At 71.2% G+C, this 22,051-nt stretch carries 15 protein-coding genes and 1 pseudogene; 7 read left to right on the top strand and 9 right to left on the bottom strand.

Translation table 11 applies throughout. The annotated features are described in order from the left end of the window. The first annotated feature begins 89 nt into the window (after positions 1-89). Positions 90-1,295: a hypothetical protein gene (locus tag RND61_RS31395; protein WP_315881565.1), complete on the top strand. Its 1,206-nt coding sequence runs from the start codon at positions 90-92 to the stop codon at positions 1,293-1,295. Next, complete coding sequence (locus tag RND61_RS31390; RefSeq protein WP_315881564.1) at positions 1,256-3,952, top strand: condensation domain-containing protein; 2,697 nt, start codon at positions 1,256-1,258, stop codon at positions 3,950-3,952. Before RND61_RS31395 ends, RND61_RS31390 begins: the two co-directional genes overlap by 40 nt. 449 nt (positions 3,953-4,401) lie before the next feature. Here the strand turns inward: RND61_RS31390 and RND61_RS31385 are convergent, their stop codons facing one another. From RND61_RS31385 to RND61_RS31375, 4 genes are all read right to left on the bottom strand, one after another. Then, entirely contained in the window at positions 4,402-4,524 is a 123-nt protein-coding gene (locus RND61_RS31385; protein ID WP_315881563.1) for a hypothetical protein, read from the bottom strand. Between the two features lie 472 nt (positions 4,525-4,996). Next, entirely contained in the window at positions 4,997-6,604 is a 1,608-nt protein-coding gene (locus tag RND61_RS31380; RefSeq protein WP_315881562.1) for an IS1182 family transposase, read from the bottom strand. A gap of 184 nt (positions 6,605-6,788) precedes the next feature. Then, positions 6,789-7,505, bottom strand: coding sequence for a recombination directionality factor (locus tag RND61_RS32810; RefSeq protein WP_391654548.1), 717 nt, complete (start codon positions 7,503-7,505; stop codon positions 6,789-6,791). A gap of 527 nt (positions 7,506-8,032) precedes the next feature. Then, positions 8,033-9,598, bottom strand: a complete 1,566-nt coding sequence (locus RND61_RS31375; protein ID WP_315881561.1) for a recombinase family protein — start codon at positions 9,596-9,598, stop codon at positions 8,033-8,035. A 65-nt stretch (positions 9,599-9,663) separates the two neighbouring features. On the opposite strand from RND61_RS31375, the pseudogene RND61_RS31370 reads away from it, so the two are divergent. Continuing rightward, positions 9,664-10,611 (top strand): annotated as a pseudogene (locus RND61_RS31370) (MsnO8 family LLM class oxidoreductase); the annotation flags it as partial. 193 nt (positions 10,612-10,804) lie between these two features. Further along, on the top strand, positions 10,805-11,404 hold the full coding sequence (locus tag RND61_RS31365; protein ID WP_315881560.1) for an NAD(P)H-dependent oxidoreductase: 600 nt from the start codon (positions 10,805-10,807) through the stop codon (positions 11,402-11,404). Between the two features lie 495 nt (positions 11,405-11,899). Here RND61_RS31365 and RND61_RS31360 read toward each other — a convergent pair whose 3' ends face one another. The 3 genes from RND61_RS31360 to RND61_RS31350 are packed head-to-tail and all read right to left on the bottom strand — an operon-like array spanning position 11,900 to position 15,382. Further along, complete coding sequence (locus tag RND61_RS31360) at positions 11,900-12,646, bottom strand: succinate dehydrogenase/fumarate reductase iron-sulfur subunit (RefSeq protein ID WP_315881559.1); 747 nt, start codon at positions 12,644-12,646, stop codon at positions 11,900-11,902. Continuing rightward, complete coding sequence (locus RND61_RS31355) at positions 12,643-14,649, bottom strand: fumarate reductase/succinate dehydrogenase flavoprotein subunit (protein WP_315881558.1); 2,007 nt, start codon at positions 14,647-14,649, stop codon at positions 12,643-12,645. The genes RND61_RS31360 and RND61_RS31355 overlap by 4 nt, the downstream gene beginning before the upstream one ends. Position 14,650: 1 nt before the next feature. Next, entirely contained in the window at positions 14,651-15,382 is a 732-nt protein-coding gene (locus RND61_RS31350; protein ID WP_315881557.1) for a succinate dehydrogenase cytochrome b subunit, read from the bottom strand. Between the two features lie 97 nt (positions 15,383-15,479). On the opposite strand from RND61_RS31350, the gene RND61_RS31345 reads away from it, so the two are divergent. After that, positions 15,480-16,367: a LysR family transcriptional regulator gene (locus RND61_RS31345; RefSeq protein ID WP_315881556.1), complete on the top strand. Its 888-nt coding sequence runs from the start codon at positions 15,480-15,482 to the stop codon at positions 16,365-16,367. A gap of 22 nt (positions 16,368-16,389) precedes the next feature. Here RND61_RS31345 and RND61_RS31340 read toward each other — a convergent pair whose 3' ends face one another. After that, complete coding sequence (locus RND61_RS31340) at positions 16,390-18,558, bottom strand: putative bifunctional diguanylate cyclase/phosphodiesterase (protein WP_315881555.1); 2,169 nt, start codon at positions 18,556-18,558, stop codon at positions 16,390-16,392. Further along, positions 18,555-19,367, bottom strand: a complete 813-nt coding sequence (locus RND61_RS31335) for an SAM-dependent methyltransferase (RefSeq protein WP_315881554.1) — start codon at positions 19,365-19,367, stop codon at positions 18,555-18,557. The genes RND61_RS31340 and RND61_RS31335 overlap by 4 nt, the downstream gene beginning before the upstream one ends. 1,190 nt (positions 19,368-20,557) lie before the next feature. Between RND61_RS31335 and RND61_RS31330 the strand changes: the two genes are divergently transcribed. Then, on the top strand, positions 20,558-21,322 hold the full coding sequence (locus RND61_RS31330; protein WP_315881553.1) for a bestrophin-like domain: 765 nt from the start codon (positions 20,558-20,560) through the stop codon (positions 21,320-21,322). A gap of 164 nt (positions 21,323-21,486) precedes the next feature. Then, the gene (locus tag RND61_RS31325) at positions 21,487-22,008 is read left to right on the top strand and encodes a hypothetical protein (protein ID WP_315881552.1); all 522 of its coding nucleotides are present in this window, start codon (positions 21,487-21,489) and stop codon (positions 22,006-22,008) included. Positions 22,009-22,051: the final 43 nt, after the last annotated feature.

Raw genomic sequence — 22,051 nt, 5'->3', positions numbered from 1 at the left:
TCCAGTCCCCCTGCGGGCGTGCGGCGGCCCTACGCCGCCGTGCGCCGGACCGTTCGACCGCTCTCCCACCGGCGAGGAAATCGACCACCATGACCCACCCCAACCAGGTCCTCACCCGGATCGACCTGCACAGCCCGATCCCCGAGGCGCTGGCCGCCGAGATCGAGCGCCGGCTCTTCTTCGTGTCGCCCGAGATCACCGGCTTCGAGGTGCACGCCGACGGCGGCGAAGTGCGCTCCGTGACGCTCCGCTCCGAACAGCCGCTCCCGCACGACGCCTTGGTCGAGAAGGTCAATTCCATGGTGGACAACGACGTCCGGAAGCAGTGGGTGACGCTGGCCAAGGCCGTCTGGACGTCGCCGCACCAGCGCACCGCACACCAGGACATATTCGAGCTCCTGTCCAAGACGGGTGCGGTGACGGAGGTCGGTGAGGGACAGGTCGCCATCGGCGAGCCGCTGCTCTCCATCTTCACCTACTTCGACCGTGCCGTGTGCGACCTGCTGGCCGAGGACCACGAGGTCCATGAGTACCGCTACCCGACGCTGATCAGGACGAAGTCACTGGAGACGGCAGGTTACTTCACTGCCTTCCCGCAGCACCTGATGTTCGTGACCCGGCTGCGCAACGATCTGGACGTCTACCGCGCCTTTCAGGAGCGACACGCCGCCACCGGCATCGATTCCGCGGTTCTGGACTCCTGCGGCAACGTGGACTACTGCCTGCCGCCCACGATGTGCTACCACACCTTTAGCCAGTACAGCGACCGCACGTTGGACCCGGACCGGCTCCACGTGGTCACCTCTCGCGGCAAGTCGTTCCGCTTCGAGGCGGCGTACGCCACCAGCCTGGAACGGCTCTGGGATTTCACCATCCGGGAGATGGTTTTCATGGGGTCCCGGGAAGACGTGCTGAACGCCCGCGAACGCTTCATGCGGAAGGTCTTCGCCTTCATCGAGGAGCTCGGCCTGAGCGGCTTCTGCGAGGTGGGCAACGACCCGTTCTTCTGCGGCACCGACACCTCCGAGCGCATCTGGTCCCAGCGGCTGCTGGAGCTCAAGTACGAGCTGCGGCTCCACATCGCCCCCGAAAAGACGATCGCCGTCGGCTCCTTCAACTTCCACGACGACCTCTTCGGCAAGGCCTTCGGCATCGGCCACGGCACGGATGGCCCGACCCGCAGCGGCTGCGTCGGCTTCGGCCTGGAACGGCTCGTCTACGCCTTCCTCTGCCAGTACGGCCTCGACTCCGCGGCATGGCCCGCCCGGGTCCGCGCCGCCGCCGGCAGGAGCTGACCATGGGCGAGAACAAGGGCCGTGCCCCTCGGAACCAACAGGAGGAGATCCTCTGCGCGGTGTTCGCCCAGGTGCTCGGCCGCGACCGGGTCACCATCGACGACTCCTTCTTCGAGCTGGGCGGCCACTCCCTGCTGGCCACCCGGCTCGCCGGCCGCATCCGCGCCGCCCTGGACCTGGAGGTTCCCGTACGGACGGTCTTCGAAGCCCCGACCGTCGCCCAACTGGCCGAGCACCTGGAGCAGGGATCGGGCAGCCAGCGCCCGCCACTGCGCCCCGTGGAACGCCCCGCGGAGCTCCCCCTCTCGCAGACCCAGCGGCGCCTGTGGTTCCTGAACCGCCTGCACGGCGCCGCCGGACACTACAACATGCCGATGGCCCACCGGCTGCGCGGCGACCTCGACCTGCCCGCCCTGCGCCTCGCGCTCGACGACCTGGCCGCCCGGCACGAGAGCCTGCGGACCGCCTATCCCGACTGGGACGGCCGGCCCCAGCAGATCGTCCTGGAGGCGGACGAGGCTCCGGTCGAGCTGCCGGTCGACACCGTCACCGAGGCCGAGCTGCCCGAGGCACTGAGCGTCGCGGCCGGCTACGCGTTCGACCTCACCGCCGAGACGGCCCTGCAGGCCCATCTGTTCCGGCTGTCCGCGGACGAGCACGTCCTGCTCCTGGTCGTCCACCACATCGCCTGCGACGGCTGGTCGCTGCTCCCCCTCAACCGCGACTTGGCGCTCGCGTACGCCGCGCGCCGTCTCGGGCAGGAGCCCGACTGGCCGGAGCTCGCGGTCCAGTACCCCGACTACACGCTCTGGCAGGAGGAGTTGCTGGGCAACCCGGAGGATCCCAACAGCCTGATCAACAGGCAGCTCGCCTTCTGGAAGGGGGAGCTGGCGGGGATGCCCGACCGCTTGCGGATCGATGTCACGATGCCCCGCCCGGACACCCCCTCGCACCGGGGCGGCCGAGTCCCCTTCCGCGTCGGGCCGTCGACCCACCGGGCGCTGAACCAGCTGGCGCGGGAGACCGGTACCAGCGTGTTCATGGTCGTGCAGGCCGCCCTTGCGGCCCTGCTCACGAAACGCGGGGCCGGCACCGACATCGCCATCGGCATTCCCGCCGCCGGCCGTACCGACGAGGGCCTCGACGACCTAATCGGATTCTTCGTCAACACATTGGTGCTGCGGACCAGGACCGACGGCGACCCGACGTTCCGGGAGCTGCTGTTCCGGGTGCGGAGTACGGACCTGGCGGCCTTCGCCCACCAGGAGGTCCCGTTCGACCACCTGGTCCAGGCTCTCAATCCGCCGCGCTCCCCCGCCTGGCACCCACTCATCCAGGTGATGCTCGCGTTCCAGAACAACGAGAGCGCCGAGCTCCGGCTCCCCGGCCTTGAGGTGGAAACCGAGCCGGTCACGGAGGGGATCACACGCTTCGACCTCCGCTTCGAGCTGTTCGAGGGCTTCGACGGCCACCGGGCGCCGAACGGCATCGACGGCAGCCTCACCTACGCCCTCGACTTGTTCGCGCCCGCGGAGGCCGAGCGGCTGACCCGGAAGTTCACCGAGCTGCTCGACGCGGTGGCCGCCGCTCCCGGCTCGCGGCTCAGCGCGCTCGACGGCGCGCCCGTTCACGAGCTGACGGGCAGTGGCCCGTCCTCCGTACCGGAGTCCGCCGCCGCGGACGGCCCCCGGATCGCCTTCGTCTGCTCCCCCTACGGGCAGCAGTGGGTCGGCATGGGGAGGACGCTGTTCCGCACGGAACCCGCCTTCCGGGCGGCGCTCGAGGAGTGCGACAGCGAGCTGGCCCGGCACACCGGCTGGTCCCTCGTCCACGAGCTCTTCCTCGATGAACCCGAAGCCAGGACGCACGACGTCGGCGTCATGCAGCCCATCGTCTTCGCCGTCCAGATGGGCATCGCCCGCTGGCTCGAAGAGGCGGGCGTCCGGCCGGATGCCGTCACGGGCCACAGCATCGGCGAGGTCGCCGCCAGCGTCATCGCCGGCATCCTCGACCTGCCGGACGCCGCCCGGCTCGTCCACCACTACAGCGACCAGCAGCGCCGCGTGGCCGGCCCGGACAGCGGCATGGCCGTGGTGGAACTCTCGGCCGCCGACCTATCCGAGCACTTGCGGGGGCGCGAAGGGGGCGTGTGCGTGGCCGCCCGGAACGGTCCGCGGACCACCGTCCTGGCCGGTGATCGGTCCGAGTTGGAGGCCATCGTCGCCGAGCTCCAGGCCGCGGACGTGCTCTGCGCGATGGTCCGGGTCGACCTGCCGGCCCACAGTCCGGCGATCGACCGGATCCTGACGGACCTCGAACAGGCCATCGGCGAGCTCACCCCCAGGCCCGGTCGCATCCCGATGATCTCCTCGGTCACGGGGCGGGAACTCGACTGGCGGCAGGCCACGGCGGGCTACTTCGCCCGGAACCTGCGGCAGCCGGTCCTGCTGGCCGACTCAACCGCCGAGCTGCTGAAAGAACACGACGTGCTAGTCGAGGTCAGCGCACACCCGGTACTCACCCCCGCACTGTGGCAGAGCGTCGAGGACTCCGGCACCGCCGCAACCGTTCTGACCACGATGCGCCGCGGCCCGGACGACCGCGCGGGCCTCATCGAGACCCTGGAATCCCTGGAACGCCTCGGCCTGAAGACCTAAATGTGCGAGCCGGTCGGTGAACGCCTTCCACCGGCCGGTGCGATCGTCGAGGGCGGTGTGGAGCGGGACAACAAACCTGGGCCGCTGCCGTGCCGTGTTCCTCGCCGGGCAATCGCCGGGACGCCGTCCTGGCCGAGCGCACAAGGGGCCGAGACTGTTCTCGACCCCACACAGGCGGCGCCTTGCCAGTCAGCTCGACTACAGAACGTTACTGTGCCGAGAGGCCATGCGGACGCCGACGGAATGAGGGGCGGACTGTCGAAACACGCGACAGCCACCTCCCTCAGCGGGCAACACGGCCCGCTTGCGACGGCAGCCTTCACACATGACTGCCCGTCAGGAAATCCGTCCGGCGTGCGTCAAACGTGCGTCACGTGCGTCAGATATGCGTCAATATATCACCTGTAACGCCCACACCGCACATAACGCACACTCGAAGAAACCACAGGTCAGCGGCCCTTTTCGGCGGGCTCAAGGATCGCGACGCACTCCACATGATGCGTCATCGGAAAGCCGTCGACTTCAACGGCTGGCTTCGAAGACGGGCCCTGCTCAGGCAGCGTCAGACTCACGCCTAGCGCTCATCCGCCCAGGCGCCACGCTGCCGCGCTGCCCTCACGGTCACTCAACGTACCCTTGGCAGCGCCTCAAATGGGATGATGTCCCATGCCACCGCAGTCCGCCGCAATGACACTCCCTCGGGGAGAATCTGGGGAGTATCGAGGGTCCCGGGGAGCGCGTGGGGAGAATCGACCGCGTAACGCAGCACGATCCTGAAAGACGCTGAAAGACTCATCGGCGCAGGTCAGCGTGAATTCAGCCACATCCATGCAGATCAGCGCCAGCACGTAGACAACTTCATGGCGTAGGTGCCGAGGTCGTCGGCCTCGACGCTCACGGAGGTAGGCACCCGCTCCCCCATCACGTTCAGGCCAAGCTGTCCGCTGTGCATTTTCGGACGGTCATGCCTGCACAGCATTCAGCACAGCACCAGCGAGTGAGCGACTCTGTCGGGGATCTTGAGGGCCGATCTCATTTGCCTTGTCACCACCAGCATTCCCAGGTCAGGTCGCGTGAGTCGAGGTAGAGCTGGAACGCCGTGAGGCCTCTGGGGTTATGGGGATGCGCTCGTGAGGCGAGGCGTTCGATGTTGATGGCGATGCCGGTCAGGACGTGTTGGACGTGGGTCTTTCGGTGGCCACGGTAGCGGCTTCGGCGGGCTCGGTGGGCGTTGACGAGTTCGCAGATGGTGCCTTCGATGCCGGACCGGGTGGCGTAGAGCCGTTTCCAGCGGGGGTCCTGCTGGTCGGTGCGGTTGCCGGTCTGGAGTTCGTGCAGGTGGCGGGGGAGGAAGTTCACGGTGCGGGCGGACTTTCCCCGTGTGCAGGCGGGACGGTCCGGACAGGGGTCGCACTGCCGTGAGGTGAACCGGGCGACGGTGTAGGGCGCCATGGCCGGGGCCTCGATCCAGGTGGTACTGGTCTGGCCGTTGGGGCAGGTGACTTGGCGCTGGTCGAAGTCGATGGTGAAGTCGTCGCGGGTGAAGCCGGTCTGCTCCTTCTTCTGCCATGCTCCGCTTGCCTTGACCGGCCCGACGAGCTGGATGCGGTCATCGCGTGCGGAGTTGTTCAGCAGAGCGGTGGAGATGTAGCCGCCGTCGACCAGGTGCTGTGCGGGCAGCAGTCGGCGATCGCGGAGTCGGGTGTGGATGCCGGGCAGGGCCTGGGTGTCCCGGATGGGGCTGGTGGTGGCGATGTCCGTGATCAGGTTGACGCGGGCGGCCGCGTCGCAGGTCTCGGTGACGTGGACCAGATAGCCACTCCAGCGGGTGTTGCCGCGGATGGCCCGGCGTGCGTCCAGGTCGTAGGGCGAGATGATCCGGACGGCTCCTTTGGGCCGGCCGTCCTTCTCGGTGCGGGGACGCAGGACGCCGCGAGTATCGACGAGGAAGTTCTGCACCATGATCTGTCGCAGAGCCTCAGCCTGGGGGCCGCGACGGTGGGGCGGCAGGATCTGCAGGAGCCGGCAGGCATCCGCTCCGGCCTGCTTGAGACGGGTGGCGGGGTGGCTGGGCGGGGCGGGCAGGCGGACCGGCCGGCCGTAACGGGTGGCCCATTCGGCGTCCACCAGGTCGCCCAGGACGTGGGGTGTGTCGCGGGAGGCTTCTTCCAGCGCGGCGCGGACCGCTTCGAGGACCGGTTCCAGGCGGGCGAGTTCCCTGGCGGCGGACAGGATCTGGGTGGAGTCGGTCCGCTGCCTTCCGCGTTCCTTGATCACTCCTGCCTCACGTAACCGGTTCAGGGCCAAGGACAGGAGCTGGTCGGCACGGCCGTCCTGACCGAGGCGGTCACGGAAGTCCGTGAGCACACTGTGGTGGAAGCCGGGGTCGTCCAGGCTCATCGCGAGGGCGTACTTGAAGTCGATTCGGCACCGCACCGCCTCGGCCGCCTGCCGGTCGGAGAAATTGAGCAGGAACTGCAGCACGCAGACCGTGGCCAGTTGGGCCGGCGACAGCCCGGGGCACCCGTCACGGGGATACCAGGACAGGGAGTCCTCGTCGCTCCACAGCCCGTCGAGATGATCACGTACCCACATCGCGGTGGTCCCACGAGGATTACTCGCGCGAGCCGTCCGAGCGGTGAGCTCTGGCACTACCGCACCGGACCGAGGACGAACGGACACTGATCACTCCATGAGGACACACGACTGCATCGAACCAGCCGAAGCATCCCGAACCACCAACACCCTTGTCCGGGGAACCTCAAGATCCCCGACAGAGTCGTTCAGTGGTTTTACCGGGCTCACCTACACGGAGCCTCCGACCCACGAATCGACGTCACGCCGCAAGCTGTACCGAGTCTTGGTCAAGGGCCCTGCCGACCTCAACTACTGGCCGCCGGAAGCTCACGGCTATCCCGGAGCGTGTGGTGAACCCCACCAGTTCGTACCGCAGCACACCCAAGGCCGGTGTAGCCGCCACCTCCAGAGCAGCGGCCACTTCAGGCAGTTCGGCAGCAAGTTCCCATGAACTCGACACGAGACAGAACACGCCCAACTCGGGAAGGTCCGCCAGTCGGAAGCGGATGAGGGCCTCCGGCATCGGCCCACGACCAGCCTGGGCTGCTGCCTTCCGGTCGGCCAGGCCCGCCGGACAACCGCACAGCGATCCACGTGCTCTGGACGGCTCCAAGAACCGGGTTCCGTCGCAGATATGAAGAGTCCCACGCGATCCCCGCATCACCATGCGAAACGAGACCGCCCCACTGTCCTCCAACAGGATATGGAAGCGATCGCAACGTGTCTGGACCTCAAGGACATGTTCGTCGCCGGTTTCCAACAGCTGCGGTACGTCACCCAGAAGCTCGCCTAAAGCTTCAGCCACCGCCCGGTCCTCAGTCGTGACGCGCCACGCCGATACTGCAATGGGCCTTCCGCCTTGCCGGCCCGCAACACTGAACCGCCCTACGGGACGGCTTCCGGACACGCCAGGAAAATCTGGCGTCTCCTCGGGAGACTCCAGATCCGAACCAGAACTCTGTAGCAGGTGAGTCATGCGATTCCTTCGTGAGATAGTGGCCGTGCGCTCGTATACGGGTGACTGGGTTCTTTTTGTTCAACCAGCGGTTTTCGACAGCCCGGGCCGAGTAGTTCCTTTTCGGCAGGGAATCGCGAACGGACGGCCTGACAACATCAGCAGGTCGCCACGCAGCCGGCACGGCGCTGCGGCACAGCTCCGACAGGGGCCAGGAAAGATGTCGAGCACGAGTCATCGGCAGCACCTGCTCGCGTACCCGGCATCGAACACGTCGAGGCCGTACGTACAGGAACACGGTCGCCCGGCCCCGGCCGGAAGCCGGGCGGGCCATGGCGGCGACGCCGCCAGACGCGCAGTGCCTTCGCCGGACTCGCGTCCGCATGTGAGAAGGACATACGTCAGAACAGCGTCGTCCGCTTCCGATCCACCGCCGAGCAACCGGTTCGAACGGTGTCTATGGTCCACAAAATCGCCGGTTACGCTAACCGGTGATCACGATGTATATTCCGCGCACGTTGGGGCCCGTCCGACCGCCGGACCGCCCCTCAGTGGGTCAAGCGGGCCGCTTCTTCGTCGTCCACAGTGGCCCAATGGATGTCTGCGCGGGTCTCGCCATTGAACGGTCGGCCGTACTCCGCCTCGCTGGCCTTGCGGACGATCACACGGTCGATTGCCAGCCGCAACAGGTCTCCCCTGTCACCCTCACTGGCGGCCTCCCACATGTCCCGGAACAGCTTGGGGTCGTCGAACGCCGTCAGGTCGATGGAGGGTCCGCGCAGCTCCGCCAACCGCTCCTCGGCGGCGGTGAGCCGTTTTTCCGCCTCTTGCTTGGCGGGCATCCTGTAGCGCGCTGACCGACCCTTGTAGAAGCCTGCGCGGTCGTCCGCGTGGAACTGGTTGAGCGCCGCCTCAGCGGCCTTCACGGCGGCCACGGCCTCACGGATTCCCTCAGTCTCTTGCGGGGCTGTGAGGGCCTGCCAGCGCGCTGCCACCACGACCATGAGAGGGTCGCCCAGCTCCAACCGTCCCAGGCGTGCCGCCCACTCTCCGAACACGTACCGTTCAATGGCGCTGCGGTACACGGACGCGGGGTCCGCACAGGCACCGCCCTGCGGCTTGAGCTGACATCGGTAGTTGGGACCGTCGGCCACCATGCGCAGGTTGCACGACGCGCAGTAGAGCAGGCCGGCGAGGGGGTACCAGCGGCGGCCCTCGGGACGTTCTGCGGGCCGCACGATGTGTCCGGCAAGGGTTGCACGCGCTTTGTCGGCGGTCTCCTCCGAAATCATCTTCGGCACCGTGTCCGGCTCGACACAGTGGACCGGTTTTCCCTTGTCGTCCAGGTACTTGGCGGGCTTGTGTCCGTTGCCGGACGCCAAGGTGAGCCACCCGCAGTAGGCGGGGTGGTGAACGATCCGACCAATGGTGTTCGCTCGCCACGTCTTCCCGGATGGGGACGGGATGGCCTCCGCGTTGAACCTTTTCGCCAGCGCGCGCGACGACGTACCCCCGGCGATGCTGTCGAAGATCCGCACAACGACCGCCCAGGGCGACAACTTCTCTCCCTTGCGCCGGGTGGTGTCCGGCGACAACTTGCGGGTGACGGGGTCGACCGTCAGGCCGTACGGGGCTTGGTTCAGCCACTTCCCCTCGCGCTGCTGCCGAGCCTTCGTCGTCCGTACGTTGTGGCTGAGCCGCTGGGAGTACTCGCGGGCGTCCTCGGCCCGCTGGATGATCCAGCGACGATCACGTTCGATGGAGCTGTCCAGCTGTTCGTAGTCGAAGATCACGCGGGCGCGGCCGAGGATCGGCACGATGGCCTCTACGCCCTTTCGGGTGAATCGGTCCAGCGCGTACACCCACAGGGCGGGCACCTCTCCGTTCAGCACGGCGTCCATGGCGGCGTCGTACTTCGGCCGCTGGATATCGGACCACGCGGACAGGTTCTCCTTCCAGACCTTGCGGACCCGGTATCCCTCCTGGTCAGCCCACTGGCGCCCCCGGTCCTCCTGTGCCCGGATGGACAGGGCCTGCTCCCCTTCCCGGACAACTTTGGACTTCCTCAGCAGGAGGTCGACCTCCGGCCTGTCGTCCGTGCTGCCTGCGTACATGCGACCAGCCTCTGACCTGCGGGTTCGGCCCGCATCCCGGGCGGTAGCAGGGTGTACTACCGACCTGGGTGTCCGAGCACCACGGCGTGCCCGGGGTGGCCGGTTCGGCGCCGACGGTCCTGGCGGCCGCCGTGGCCGCGGCGACCTCGTCCATACGGGTGGGGACCGGCGGGGTGATGCTGCCGAACCACCAGCCGATCGTGGTGGCCGAGCAGTTCGGGGTGCTGGAGTCGCTGTTCCCCGGCCGGATCGACATGGGGGTGGGACGTTCGGTGGGGTTCACCGACGGGGTGCGGCGGGCGCTGGGGCGGGGCAAGGAGGACGCCGGGGACTTCGCCGCGCGGCTGGACGAGCTGCTGGGCTGGTTCCGGGGGGCGCCGGAGGCCCACCCGGGGGTGCGGGCCCTGCCGGCGGAGGGGCTGCGGGTGCCGCCCTTCGTGCTGGCGACCGGCGCGGGAGCGGGGATCGCGGCGGCGGCCGGACTGCCGCTGGTCATCGGCGACCTGAAGGACCGCCCGAAGTTGCTCGCGGCGATCGACCGCTACCGTACCGGCTTCCGCCCGTCCCCGTGGGCGCCGGAGCCGTACGTGGTGGTGGCGGGCACGGTCGCGGTGGCCGGGACGGAGGAGGAGGCGGCACGGCTGCTGCTGCCGGAGTCCTGGTCGATGGCGTACGCGCGGACGCACGGCTCGTTCCCCCCGCTCCCCCCGCCCGGGGCGGTGTCCGCGCGGCCGATGACGGCACGGCAGCGGGAGCACTTCGAGTCGGGGCTGCGCGGACACGTCCACGGCACGGAGGAGCGGGTGCGGTCGGCGCTGGAGCGGATCGCGGCGGAGACCGGCGCGGACGAGCTGCTGGTGACGACGAGCACGTACGACCGGACGGCGCTGCGCGACTCCTTCCGCCGCCTGGCGCGCCTCGCGGGCCTGTGGCCGCCGCCCCGGACGGAGGAGCCGGCCGGTGGCCTGCGGCCCGGGCGCGGGACGCCCGTCGCGGAACACGGCCGTCCCTGACGGGTGCCGGCCGCCGTGGGGACCGCGGGAGGACGCCCGCGCGGGACGGCGGGCCACGGCGGGCGGCGGTTCCGCCCGGATCCCGTCGACCGGTTCCGCGAACGGTGCCCCACCCGCCATGATGATCAACTGGGTGGGGCCCGGCGCGGGTTCCCGCCCGGTCGACGACCGCCGATGTCCTTTTGGGGGATGAATGCCGCGCATAGGGGTCTACCTCGCGCACCCACGTCCGGGAAGCTTCAACCACGCGGTGTTCGACACCGTGGTGCGACACCTGCGCGTCCTAGGGGGCGAGGTCCTCGCGCACGACCTGTGCGCCGAGGGGTTCGCGCCCGGGTTGTCCGCCGACGAGACGGAGACGGTCCAGGCCGCCACGGGCACCCTCGATCCGCAGGTGGCGCTGCACCGGGCGGAGGTGGCCACCCTCGACGCCCTGGTGTTCGTCCACCCGAACTGGTGGGGCATGCCGCCCGCCGTCCTCGCGGGCTGGGTGCAGCGCGTCCTCGTGCCCGGTGTCGCCTACAAGCTGGGAGCCGCGGAGGGGGAGCCCGAAGGGCTGCTGAAGGCCGGCCGGGCCCTCGTGCTGAACACCTCCGACACTCCGGCCGACCGCGAGGAGTCCGAGTTCGGGGACCCGCTGCACAGGATCTGGTCGGCGTGCGTCCTGCCGTACGTCGGCGTCACCGACGTACGCCGGGTGGTCTTCCGGACGGTCACCGACTCCTCCGACGGGACCCGCGCGTCCTGGCTGGAGCAGGCACGCCACCACGCCGCCGCCCTCCTGGCCGACTGACGCACGGACCGCGCCGCGCGGGCGGAGGTGACCCGCGCGCGTGGGCCGCCCCCGTCACGGACGCCTGCGGCGGGTACGGCACGCCGGACGGCCCGCGGGCCGGTGGCGTGTGCCGCGTCCGGGTCCCGATGACCGCCGAGGAGCCGGAGCGGCGGAGGACGCGGCTCCGGGCGGCACAGGGCAGGCGGAAAGCCCGGGCAGGGCTGTGCGGAGCCGCCGGCCCGGGGCCGGAAACACGACGGGGCCGGAAACACGACGGGGCCGGAAACACGACGGGGCCGGAAACACGACGGGGCCGGAAACACGACGGGGCCGGAAACACGACGGGGCCGGAAACACGACGGGGCCGGAAACACGACGGGGCCCGCCTTCCCGCACGAGTGCGGAAGGCGGGCCCCGGCTCCCCTTGCGTGAAGCGCCCCCGCGTGGCGTCCGGCGCCCGGATCGGTCCCCCGGGGCCGGCTCCGCGGCGGGTGCCGCGGGGCGGAGGCGTCCTCAGAGCGCCCGGCGCCGCGCGGCCCGCAGCCACTCCTTGTTCATGGCGGAGATGGACGGCAGCGGGATGCCCTTCGGGCACGCCGTGGCGCACTCGCCGGTCAGCGTGCAGCCGCCGAACCCCTCCGCGTCCATCTGCGCCACCATGTCCAGCACCCGGCTCTCCCGCTCGGGCGCGCCCTGCGGCAGGACGTTGAGGTGGTTGACCTTCGCCGAGGTGAACAGCATCGCCGAGCCGTTGGGGCAGGCCGCCACGCAGGCGCCGCAGCCGATGCACTCGGCGTGCTCGAAGGCGCGGTCGGCGTCGGCCTTCGGCACGGGCGTGGCGTGCGCCTCGGGGGCGGAGCCGGTCGGGGCGCTGATGTACCCGCCGGCCTGGATGATCCGGTCGAACGCCGACCGGTCCACGACGAGGTCCTTGACGACCGGGAAAGCGGCGGCCCGCCACGGCTCGACGTCGATCGTGTCGCCGTCCCGGAACGACCGCATGTGGAGCTGGCAGGTGGTGGTGCGCTCCGGGCCGTGGGCGTCGCCGTTGATGACGAGGCTGCACGCCCCGCAGATGCCCTCGCGGCAGTCGTGGTCGAAGGCCACGGGCTCCTCGCCGCGCAGGATCAGTTCCTCGTTGAGGGTGTCGAGCATCTCCAGGAACGACATGTCCGGGGAGATCCCGTCGACCTCGTACGTGGCCATGGCGCCGGGGGCGTCGGTGTTCTTCTGGCGCCAGACGCGCAGGGTGAGCCTCATGCGTAGCTCCGCTGGGTGGGGTGGACGTACTCGAAGACGAGGTCTTCCTTGTGGAGGACGGGGGCCCGGCCCGTCCCGGTGAACTCCCAGGCCGCCGCGTACGAGAACTCCTCGTCCTTGCGGGCGGCCTCGCCGTCCGGGGTCTGGGACTCCTCGCGGAAGTGGCCGCCGCAGGACTCGGTGCGGTGCAGCGCGTCGAGGCACATCAGCTCGGCGAGTTCGAGGTAGTCGACGACGCGGTTGGCCTTCTCCAGGGACTGGTTGAGCTCCTCGCCGGTCCCGGGGACCCTGACGCGCCGCCAGAACTCCTCGCGGATCTCCGGGATCCGGTCCAGGGCCTCGCGCAGGCCCCGGTCGGAGCGGGCCATGCCGCAGCGGTCCCACATCAGCTCGCCGAGCTCCCGGTGGAAGGAGTCCGGGGTGCGGTCGCCGTCGACGGCGAGCAGCCGCCGCAGCCGGTCCTCGGTCTCCGCGACCGCCCCGGCCACCGCCGGGTGGTCGCCGGTGACGGGTTCGAGGGCGGGGACGCGGGCGAGGTAGTCGTTGATGGTGGACGGCAGGACGAAGTAGCCGTCCGCGAGGCCCTGCATCAGCGCGGACGCGCCGAGCCGGTTGGCGCCGTGGTCGGAGAAGTTCGCCTCGCCGATCGCGAACAGGCCGGGGACGGTGGTCTGGAGGTCGTAGTCGACCCACAGGCCGCCCATCGTGTAGTGCACGGCGGGGTAGATCCGCATCGGAACCTCGTACGGGTTCTCCGCGGTGATCCGCTCGTACATGTCGAAGAGGTTGCCGTACTTCTCCTCGACCTTCTTGCGGCCCATGCGCCGGATGGCGTCGGCGAAGTCCAGGTAGACGCCCTCCCGTCGCCCGCCCCCGCCCTCGACGGGGGAGCCTGCGGCTCCGCCTCTCCGGTTCTGCCCGCCGGGGCCCACCCCCCGGCCCTCGTCGCAGACGTTCTTCGCGGCGCGGGAGGCGATGTCGCGCGGGACGAGGTTGCCGAACGACGGGTAGATCCGCTCCAGGTAGTAGTCCCGCTCCTCCTCGGGGATCTCGTTCGGCGGGCGGGTGTCGCCCGGCGCCCTGGGGACCCAGATCCGGCCGTCGTTGCGGAGCGACTCGCTCATCAGGGTCAGCTTCGACTGGTGGTCGCCGGTGCGCGGGATGCAGGTGGGGTGGATCTGGGTGAAGCAGGGGTTGGCGAAGTACGCGCCGCGGCGGTGGGCCCGCCAGATCGCGGTCGCGTTGGAGTTCATGGCGTTCGTCGACAGGTAGAAGACGTTGCCGTAGCCGCCGGACGCCAGGACCACCGCGTCCGCGACGTGGGTGGTGATCTCGCCGGTGACCAGGTTCCGGGCGACGATGCCGCGCGCCCGCCCGTCGACGACGACGAGGTCGAGCATCTCGGTGCGCGGGTGCATCTCGACGTTGCCGGCGGCGATCTGCCGGGACAGCGCCTGGTACGCGCCGAGGAGCAGTTGCTGGCCCGTCTGGCCGCGGGCGTAGAAGGTGCGGGAGACCTGGACGCCGCCGAAGGAGCGGGTGTCGAGGAGGCCGCCGTACTCGCGGGCGAAGGGGACGCCCTGGGCGACGCACTGGTCGATGATCTGGACGGAGATCTGCGCCAGGCGGTGGACGTTGGACTCGCGGGCCCGGAAGTCGCCGCCCTTGACCGTGTCGTAGAAGAGGCGGTGGACGGAGTCGCCGTCGTTGCGGTAGTTCTTGGCGGCGTTGATGCCGCCCTGCGCGGCGATGGAGTGGGCGCGGCGCGGGGAGTCCTGGTAGCAGAACTGGACGACGTGGTAGCCCTGTTCGGCGAGGGTCGCGCCGGCGGAGCCGCCGGCGAGGCCGGTGCCGACGACGATGACGGTGTGCTTGCGGCGGTTGGCCGGGTTGACCAGCTTCGCCTCGAAGCGGCGGGTGTCCCAGCGCTCGGCGATGGGGCCCTTGGGGGCCTTGGTGTCGGCGATCGGCTCGCCGGTCGCGTACGAGGTGTAGGGGTTCATGTCAGCTCACGACTCCGGTCATGACGGCGACGGGTACGGCGACGAAGCCCGCCGTGAGGACCAGGGCGAGCGTGGTGGCGGCGGCCTTCAGGGCGCGGTCGCGGCGCGCGCTGCCCGCGCCGAGGGTCTGGGCGGCGCTCCAGAATCCGTGCCGGACGTGCAGGCCGACCGCGAGCATGGCGACGAGGTAGATGACGTTGCCGTACCAGGTCGAGAAGGTCGCGACGACGTTCTCGTACGGGTGGCCGGGCTGCGCGTTCTCGTTGACGGTGAGCGTCGTCAGGTCGAGCAGGTGCCAGACGACGAACAGGGCGATGATGACACCGCCCCAGCGCATGGTGCGGGTCGCGTAGCTCGCGCGCCGGCGCTTGTGGACGTAGCGGGTGGGGCGGGCCTTCCGGTCGAGCCGGCTGAGCTGGTACGCCGACACGCCGTGGGCGATCACGGCGGCGAGCAGGCCCACCCGGACGATCCACAGCCCCCACCCGTGGTGGAGGACCGGGGCGCCCATGGTGCGCAGCCAGTGGCCGTAGGCGTTGAACTCGTCGGGGCCGAAGAAGACCTTGAGGTTGCCCATGACGTGGGCGACGAGGTAGCCGAGGAGGATCAGGCCGCTGACGGCCATGACCGCCTTCTTGCCGACGGTCGATCCGAGGAGGGTGCGCCGGGGAGGGCGCCGGGGGGAGGGGTGCCGCTCCGTTCCCGAGGGGTGCGTCCGCGTTGCCAGAGCCATGTGACCGGACGCTAGGGCCGGAAGACCCCAGAGGTCCAAGACATGGTCCGGCTGATCTCCATAGGCTCTGCCTATCACAGCCGCTTATGCTGGGAGCATGCAGTTCCAGCAGCTCGTGTACTTCGTGGCCGTCGCGGAGACGCGGCACTTCACCCGGGCCGCCGAGCGGGTCCACGTCTCGCAGCCGTCGCTGTCGCAGCAGATCCGGGCGCTGGAGAAGGAGCTGGGCGCCGAGCTGTTCAGCCGGGCGCGCGGCAACATCGCGCTGACGGACGCCGGCGAGGCGCTGCTGCCGCTGGCCCGGCGCATCCTGGCCGACGCGGACACGGCGCGGCACGAGGTGCAGGAGCTGGCCCAGCTGCGGCGCGGGCGGGTGCGGCTGGGGGCGACGCCGAGCCTGTGCACGGGCCTGCTGCCCGAGGTGCTGCGGGCCTTCCACGACCTGTACCCGGGGATCAGGCTCCTCATCGAGGAGGGCGGCTCCCACGACCTGGTGCGGGAGCTGGCCCGCGGGGCGCTGGACCTCGCGCTGGTGGTGCTGCCGCTGCCGACGCCGTCGCCCGCGCTGACCACGGTGGAGCTGCTCCAGGAGGACCTGGTGGTCGTGTCGTCGGCGGCGGACCCGGCGCCGCGGCGGCCGGTGCGGATCGCGGACCTGGAGGGGCGGCCGATGGTGATGTTCCGGCACGGGTACGACCTGCGGGAGCTGACGGTCGCGGCGTGCCGGGCGGAGGGGTTCGAGCCGTCGTTCACGGTCGAGGGCGGCGAGATGGACGCGGTGCTCGGGTTCGTACGGGCCGGGCTGGGCGTGGCGGTCGTGCCGAGCATGGTGGCGGCGCGGGCGGGACGGGACCTGCGGGTCACGGCGCTCGCGCCGCCGGGGCTGCGGCGGACCATCGCGCTCGCGCACCGGAGCGACGTCGCACCGCCGCGCGCCGCCCGCGAGCTGCAGCGGGTGCTGCTGCGGTCGACCTCGGGGGGCTGAGCGGCCGGCCGCGCGGGGCCCGCTACACCGCGTCGGCGAGGAGCAGCGAGTGGATGCGGTCCGGGGCGCCGGGCCGGGCGTAGTACCAGCCCTGGGCCGTGTCGCAGCCCAGGGCGCGCAGCTGTGCGGCCTGCGCCGCGGTCTCCACCCCCTCGACGGTGACGGCGAGCTCCAGGCTGTGGGCCAGGGAGACGATGCCCTCCACGATCTTCATGTCGACCGGGTCGGCCGGGTGCTGCTGCATCCCGCGGGTGAAGGAGCGGTCGAGCTTCAGGACGCTCACGGGGAGGCGGCGCAGGTTGGCCAGGTTCGAGTAGCCCGTGCCGAAGTCGTCGAGCGCGATGTCGACGCCCATCTCGGCCAGGTGCCGCAGCGGCTTGAGGAGGTCTTCCTCGGCGCCGATCAGGGCCGACTCGGTGACCTCCAGGCACAGGGCGCGGGGGGCGAGGCCGGAGCGCTCCAGGATGTCGGTGATCTCGCCGACCAGACCCGGGTGGTGGAGCTGGGTGGGCGACAGGTTGACGTTGATGCGCAGCGGGCCGCCGTCGGCGTGGCGGTGCTTCCAGAACCTGGCCTGCCGTACCGCCTCCTCCAGGACCCAGCGGCCGAGCGGCACGATGAGGCCGGTGTGCTCGGCGAGCGGGATGAACCGGTCGGGGCCGAGCACGCCGTGCTGCGGGTGGCACCAGCGGACCAGGGCCTCCGCGCCGTGCACGGTGCCGTCGCCGAGGTGGACGAGCGGCTGGTACTCGATGAAGAACTCGCCGCGGTCCAGGGCGGCGGGCAGCGCGGTCGTCAGGCCGTGCCGGGTGATGGCGCGGGCGTCGGCCTCCGGGTCGGCCCGCTCGTACCGGTTGCCGCCCGCCGACTTGGCCCGGTACATGGTGATGTCGGCGCTGCGCAGCACGTCCGCTGGGCCGCGTTCGCCGGCGCGGCCCTCGACGATGCCGATGCTGCCGCGCACGGTGATCTCGCGGCCGTCCAGGCTGATCGGGGTGGACAGGGCGCCCAGGATCCGGCAGGCGAGCTCCTCGGCGTCCCGCGCGGTGACGTCCGGGCCGGTGGTGAGCGCCACGAACTCGTCGCCGCCGAGCCGCGCGACCATCTCGCCGGGCGCGGTCGCGCAGGACTCCAGGCGGTCCGCGACCTCGACGAGGAGCCGGTCGCCGGCGGCGTGGCCGAGGCTGTCGTTGATGGCCTTGAAGCCGTCGAGGTCGAGGTAGCAGAGGCCGAAGCGGGTGTCCTCGCCGGCCGCGAGGGCCTTCTCCAGGCGCTCGGAGAACAGGCTGCGGTTGGGCAGCCCGGTCAGCGCGTCGTGGGTGGCCTCGTAGCGCAGGCGCAGGTTCAGCAGCCGCCGCTCGGTCGTGTCCTCCATGAGGGCGAGCTGGTACTGGGGACGGCCCTCGGGGTCGCGGAGCAGGGAGACCGTCAGGTTGGTCCACAGGACGGTGCCGTCGGAGCGGTAGAACGGCTTCTCCACGCGGAAGTGGTCGCGTTCGCCGCGCACCAGCTCCCCGTACAGGTTCCAGACGTGCGGGGCGTCCTCGGGGTGGACCCACTCGGTGACCTTGCGGCCGCGGACGACCTGTTCCAGGCCGCCGAACATCCGGGTGAGGGCGCCGTTGACGTCGAGGACGTTGCCCTCCAGGTCGGCGATTCCTATGCCGATGGCCGCGTCCTCGAAGACGGCGCGGAAGCGGGCCTCCGTGGCGTGGAGGGCCTGTTCGGCGAAGGCCCGGGCGGCGAGCGCGGACCGGGCGATGGCCTCCTGCTCGCTGAGGGTCCGCTCGCGCAGCGCCCGGGCGAACCCGGCGGCCAGGGCGTGCTGGAGGCGGGCGCAGCGGGCCCGCAGGTCGTCGACGGGCGTGTCGGCGCCGGTGCCGCAGTAGAGCACCAGGTACGAGTCGACGACGCCGAGCGTACGGCTCAGGGCGTCCGGGTCCGTGCAGTGCGCGGCGACCAGGGCGGCGCCGACCGACTGGGCGGGCGCCACGTCGAAGGGCCGGGCGCGCAGCGCGGCGCTGAGCCGCCGAGCGAGCGGCAGCAGGTGCTGTTCGAATTCGGTGCGGGTCATCGACGTGGCCGTGACCGGGAAGATGGCCCGGCTCCATATCGTCGCGAACCGCTGGAGTCTGTCCTCCAGGCCGTCGGGTTCCGCCGTGGAACCCGACGCCTGCGCCGGCGTGTTCACCCCTTGCGCCCCACCCCGGCGAAACCCGAGAAGGCGTAGGGGTCCTCCTGCTCGGGCGGGGTGTCGGGCCGCCAGTGCGGCATCGCCACGAGCCCGGGGTCGACCATCTCGCAGCCGTCGAAGAACCGGGCGACCTCGTCGCGGGAGCGCATCACCAGCGGGTTGCGGATGTCGCGGTACACGCCGACGGTGCCGCCGGCCTGCTCCTGCGGCACGGGGATGCCCTCGAACGACGCGTGGGTGAGGATGATGAGACTGCCGGGCGCCAGGGCGTCGCGGAGCTCGGCGACCGCCTCGTACGGCTGGTCGGAGTCCTCCAGGAAGTGCAGGACGGCGACGAGCAGCAGCGCCACGGGTCGGTCCAGGTCGAGGAGTCGGGCCACCTCGGGGCTGCGGAGGACGTCCTGCGGCTTGCGGAGGTCGGCGGCGGCGATGTCGGCGCGGTCGTTCCCGTCGAGCACGGCCTTGCTGTGGGCGACGGCGACCGGGTCGTGGTCGACGTACACGACGCGCGCCTCGGGGTCGGCCTGCTGGGCGACCTCGTGGACGTTGCCGAAGGTCGGGATGCCGGAGCCTATGTCGAGGAACTGCGCGATGCCCTCGCCGACGGCGTGGCGTACGGCGCGGCGCATGAACGCCCGGTTGGCCTGCATGATCTTGGGCAGGCCCGGCAGGAACTCCATGGCCCTGCGGGCGGCCTCGCGGTCGACTTCGAAGTTGTGGGAGCCGCCCAGGTAGTAGTCGTAGATGCGGGACACGCTCGGCACCGAAAGGTCGATGCCCGGCGGGGCCCAGGCGGGACGGTCCATCGAATCTCCAACAGTCGCCACAGTGTTCGGCCTTGGTGGGGGCCGGTGTTCGAGCCGAGGCTACTGATCGCCCGCCTGGAGGGCGAGGGGAAACGGAAAAATGCGGTCCGTTCTTGGTCACAGGCCACTGGCACGTGCGCCTACCGGTCGGTCGCAGCCCGGACCGGAGTCGCGCGTGGGGGACTCTACCGGGGCGCCCCGACCGGCTTCCCGCGGGGCGGCACGGCGTACCGGGCGCCACGACCGGCCGCCCCGGGTCGTCCGCCGGTGCGGGCGGCCCCTCGGGGACGGGCGGAGCCCCGGCGAACCGGCGCGCAGCGGTGCATCGGCCGGCCGCGGTGAGCCGCCCGGCGCGGGAGCGGGTGGGGCGCCGCGTCACGACGCCGGGCCGACGCGGACACGGGCACGGGCACGGGCACGGGTACGGGGGGGCCAACGTGGAAGGCATATAAGGGAGTTCGTCCGGAGCGTGGTGGCGACAGGCGTTCGAGCGGTCTCCACCATCAGGCGAATGGGCACGCTTCCCCGCGCGGTGCGCCGTCGGTCCGACCATGCTCATCGGCGTGTACGGAACCTTTGTCGCACGGGTGTTGGCGAGCGCGGCGCTCGCCTGGCCGCTCGCGCTCTCCCCCGTCGTGTCGACGCCGGTGTCGGCGCACAGCTGCGCGTACGCGTCGACCGGCCCCGGCGGCCGTGCGGAGGTGGTGGCCGTCGCGGGCGGCTCGCGCTGCACCCCCTCCCCGGCGCCTTCGCCGACGCCCTCGGCCTCACCCTCACCGTCGGCCTCACCCTCACCCTCGCCTGCGCCGTCGGCGACACCGACGCCCGGTGCGACGCCGTCGCCGACGCTGGGGCAGCCGCCGACCCCGAGGCCGGCGCCGCCGCCTCCCCCGCCCGCGCCGCCGGCGACGAGCGCGCCCCCGGCAATCCCACCGGGGGCGCGATCGTCGCCGGTGCCCTCTCCCCCGGCGCCCGCCGTACCCGCGCCGCCGCCTCCCCCACCTGCGCCGCGTCCGTCGGCGGCGCCCGCCTCCCCGCCGCTTCCGCCGCCCGGTTACCGGAGCGCGCGGCGACAGAAGGCGGAGGACGGGCCGTCCATGGTGTCGGTGATGCTCCTCCTCACGGTGCCCGCCGTGTTCGCCGCGGTCGCCCTGCGCCCCCGCTCCCGCTGAGACAGAGAGGGAATCCCCGTGTCGGAATGGCTTGTTCTCGCCCTTGCGATGGCCGCCGCGTGCGCGGTCGTCCTCACGATCGCCGTCATCAACAACCGCCGGGTCGGCGAGGACGACGACCCGACCGAGACGCCGGACGTCATGGAGTACATGACGATGATGATCGGCGTGGTCTACGCGATCGTCCTCGGGCTCGCCATCGCCGGCGTCTGGGAGGGCCGCGGCGCCGCCCAGGAGAGCGTCCGCCAGGAGGCGCAGGCGCTCCACGAGGTGGTGGCGCGTTCGGAGGTGTGGCCCGCCGACGTGCGGGGGCGGATCGCCGCCGACGTCGACGCGTACGTACGCCACGTGATCGGCCCCGAATGGCGGGCCATGGCCGAGCGGGGCGAGGTCACCGCGGAGGGCGACGCGCTGCTGCACCGGGTGCGGCGCGCGGTCGCCGGCCACCGGCCGGCCGACGCGCACGAGGCGGAGGCCTACCAGCCGCTGGTCGACCAGGTGGCGGCGGCCGACGACGCGCGCAGCGCGCGGGCCGCCACGGCGGGCGAGACGATGCCGGGCGTGGTCTGGTTCGGGCTGGTCACGGGGGCGCTGATCGCGGTGGGGTTGATCTTCGCGCTGCAGATCCGGCGGACGTTCCGGGAGTTGCTGCTGGCGGGGCTGTACAGCGCGCTGATCGCGTTCCTGCTCTTCCTGATCTGGGCGATCGACGCGCCGTTCGGGCGCGGCGTGTCGGCGACGACGGAGCCGTTCCTGCACCACTTTCCGCATCTGGGCAACTGAGCGGGACACGGATGCGAGCCGGACGGGTGAACGAATGCCCCATTCGCCCGTCCGGAGTCGCGGGTGTGGTAGGGCGCTTCTAGCGTTCCGGTCATAGAGGGTCATGTCACAGCTTGTGCGGAAGTCGGTTCCGCAGTGCCCCTCGGGACCGGAGGACTCATTCCATGCGTGCGATAGGTGCCGCTTCCGCCGCTCTGCTCGGAGCGGCGGCTCTCGCCCTCACCGCTCCTCCCGCGACCGCGGCGGACCGGTTCGTCGTCTCCCCCTCGACCGTCAACCCGGGCGGCCGCGTCGTGCTGTCCGCGCCCGGCTGCCCGGGCACCGCCATGGCCTCGTCGGGCGTCTTCGACACCGCGACCATCCCGGCGGGCGGTTCGACCGTCGCCACCGTCGACTGGGACGCCCGTCGGGGCACGGTCTACACGGTGTCCTTCACCTGCGCCGGGGGTTCGCCCGGCTCGGCGCGGCTGACCATCGCGCCCGCGAGGACCGGCTCGACCGCGGTGCCGACCGTGACCCGGACGACCACCGTCACCGTCGCCCCCTCGGGTGTCCGGGGCGGCCTGGGCGGCAGCGTGGGCACCTGGGACGCCGGCGAGCTGGCCGCGGGCGGGGCGCTGGTCGCCGCGGCGGGCGCGGGCGCGGTCTACGTGGTGCGCCGCAGGACCGCGGGCCGCCGCCACTGACGCCCCCTCGCGCCGCGCGGCTGCGCCCGTCGCCCCCCGTACC

It is taken from the genome of Streptomyces tamarix (assembly GCF_032423885.1).
Lineage (GTDB): Bacteria > Actinomycetota > Actinomycetes > Streptomycetales > Streptomycetaceae > Streptomyces > Streptomyces tamarix.
The sequence above is the reverse complement of the archived record's forward strand: the minus strand, read 5'-3'. Positions and strand labels throughout refer to the sequence as shown.

Bases quoted from the DNA above. Each gene is read 5' to 3' on its own strand.
- RND61_RS31325 (WP_315881552.1), top strand. From the start codon at position 21,487: ATGCGTGCGATAGGTGCCGCTTCCGCCGCTCTGCTCGGAGCGGCGGCT.
- RND61_RS31365 (WP_315881560.1), top strand. From the start codon at position 10,805: ATGCCGCGCATAGGGGTCTACCTCGCGCACCCACGTCCGGGAAGCTTC.
- RND61_RS31360 (WP_315881559.1), bottom strand. From the start codon at position 12,646: ATGAGGCTCACCCTGCGCGTCTGGCGCCAGAAGAACACCGACGCCCCC.
- RND61_RS32810 (WP_391654548.1), bottom strand. From the start codon at position 7,505: ATGACTCACCTGCTACAGAGTTCTGGTTCGGATCTGGAGTCTCCCGAG.
- RND61_RS31355 (WP_315881558.1), bottom strand. From the start codon at position 14,649: ATGAACCCCTACACCTCGTACGCGACCGGCGAGCCGATCGCCGACACC.
- RND61_RS31350 (WP_315881557.1), bottom strand. From the start codon at position 15,382: ATGGCTCTGGCAACGCGGACGCACCCCTCGGGAACGGAGCGGCACCCC.
- RND61_RS31375 (WP_315881561.1), bottom strand. From the start codon at position 9,598: ATGTACGCAGGCAGCACGGACGACAGGCCGGAGGTCGACCTCCTGCTG.
- RND61_RS31345 (WP_315881556.1), top strand. From the start codon at position 15,480: ATGCAGTTCCAGCAGCTCGTGTACTTCGTGGCCGTCGCGGAGACGCGG.
- RND61_RS31390 (WP_315881564.1), top strand. From the start codon at position 1,256: ATGGCCCGCCCGGGTCCGCGCCGCCGCCGGCAGGAGCTGACCATGGGC.
- RND61_RS31395 (WP_315881565.1), top strand. From the start codon at position 90: ATGACCCACCCCAACCAGGTCCTCACCCGGATCGACCTGCACAGCCCG.
- RND61_RS31335 (WP_315881554.1), bottom strand. From the start codon at position 19,367: ATGGACCGTCCCGCCTGGGCCCCGCCGGGCATCGACCTTTCGGTGCCG.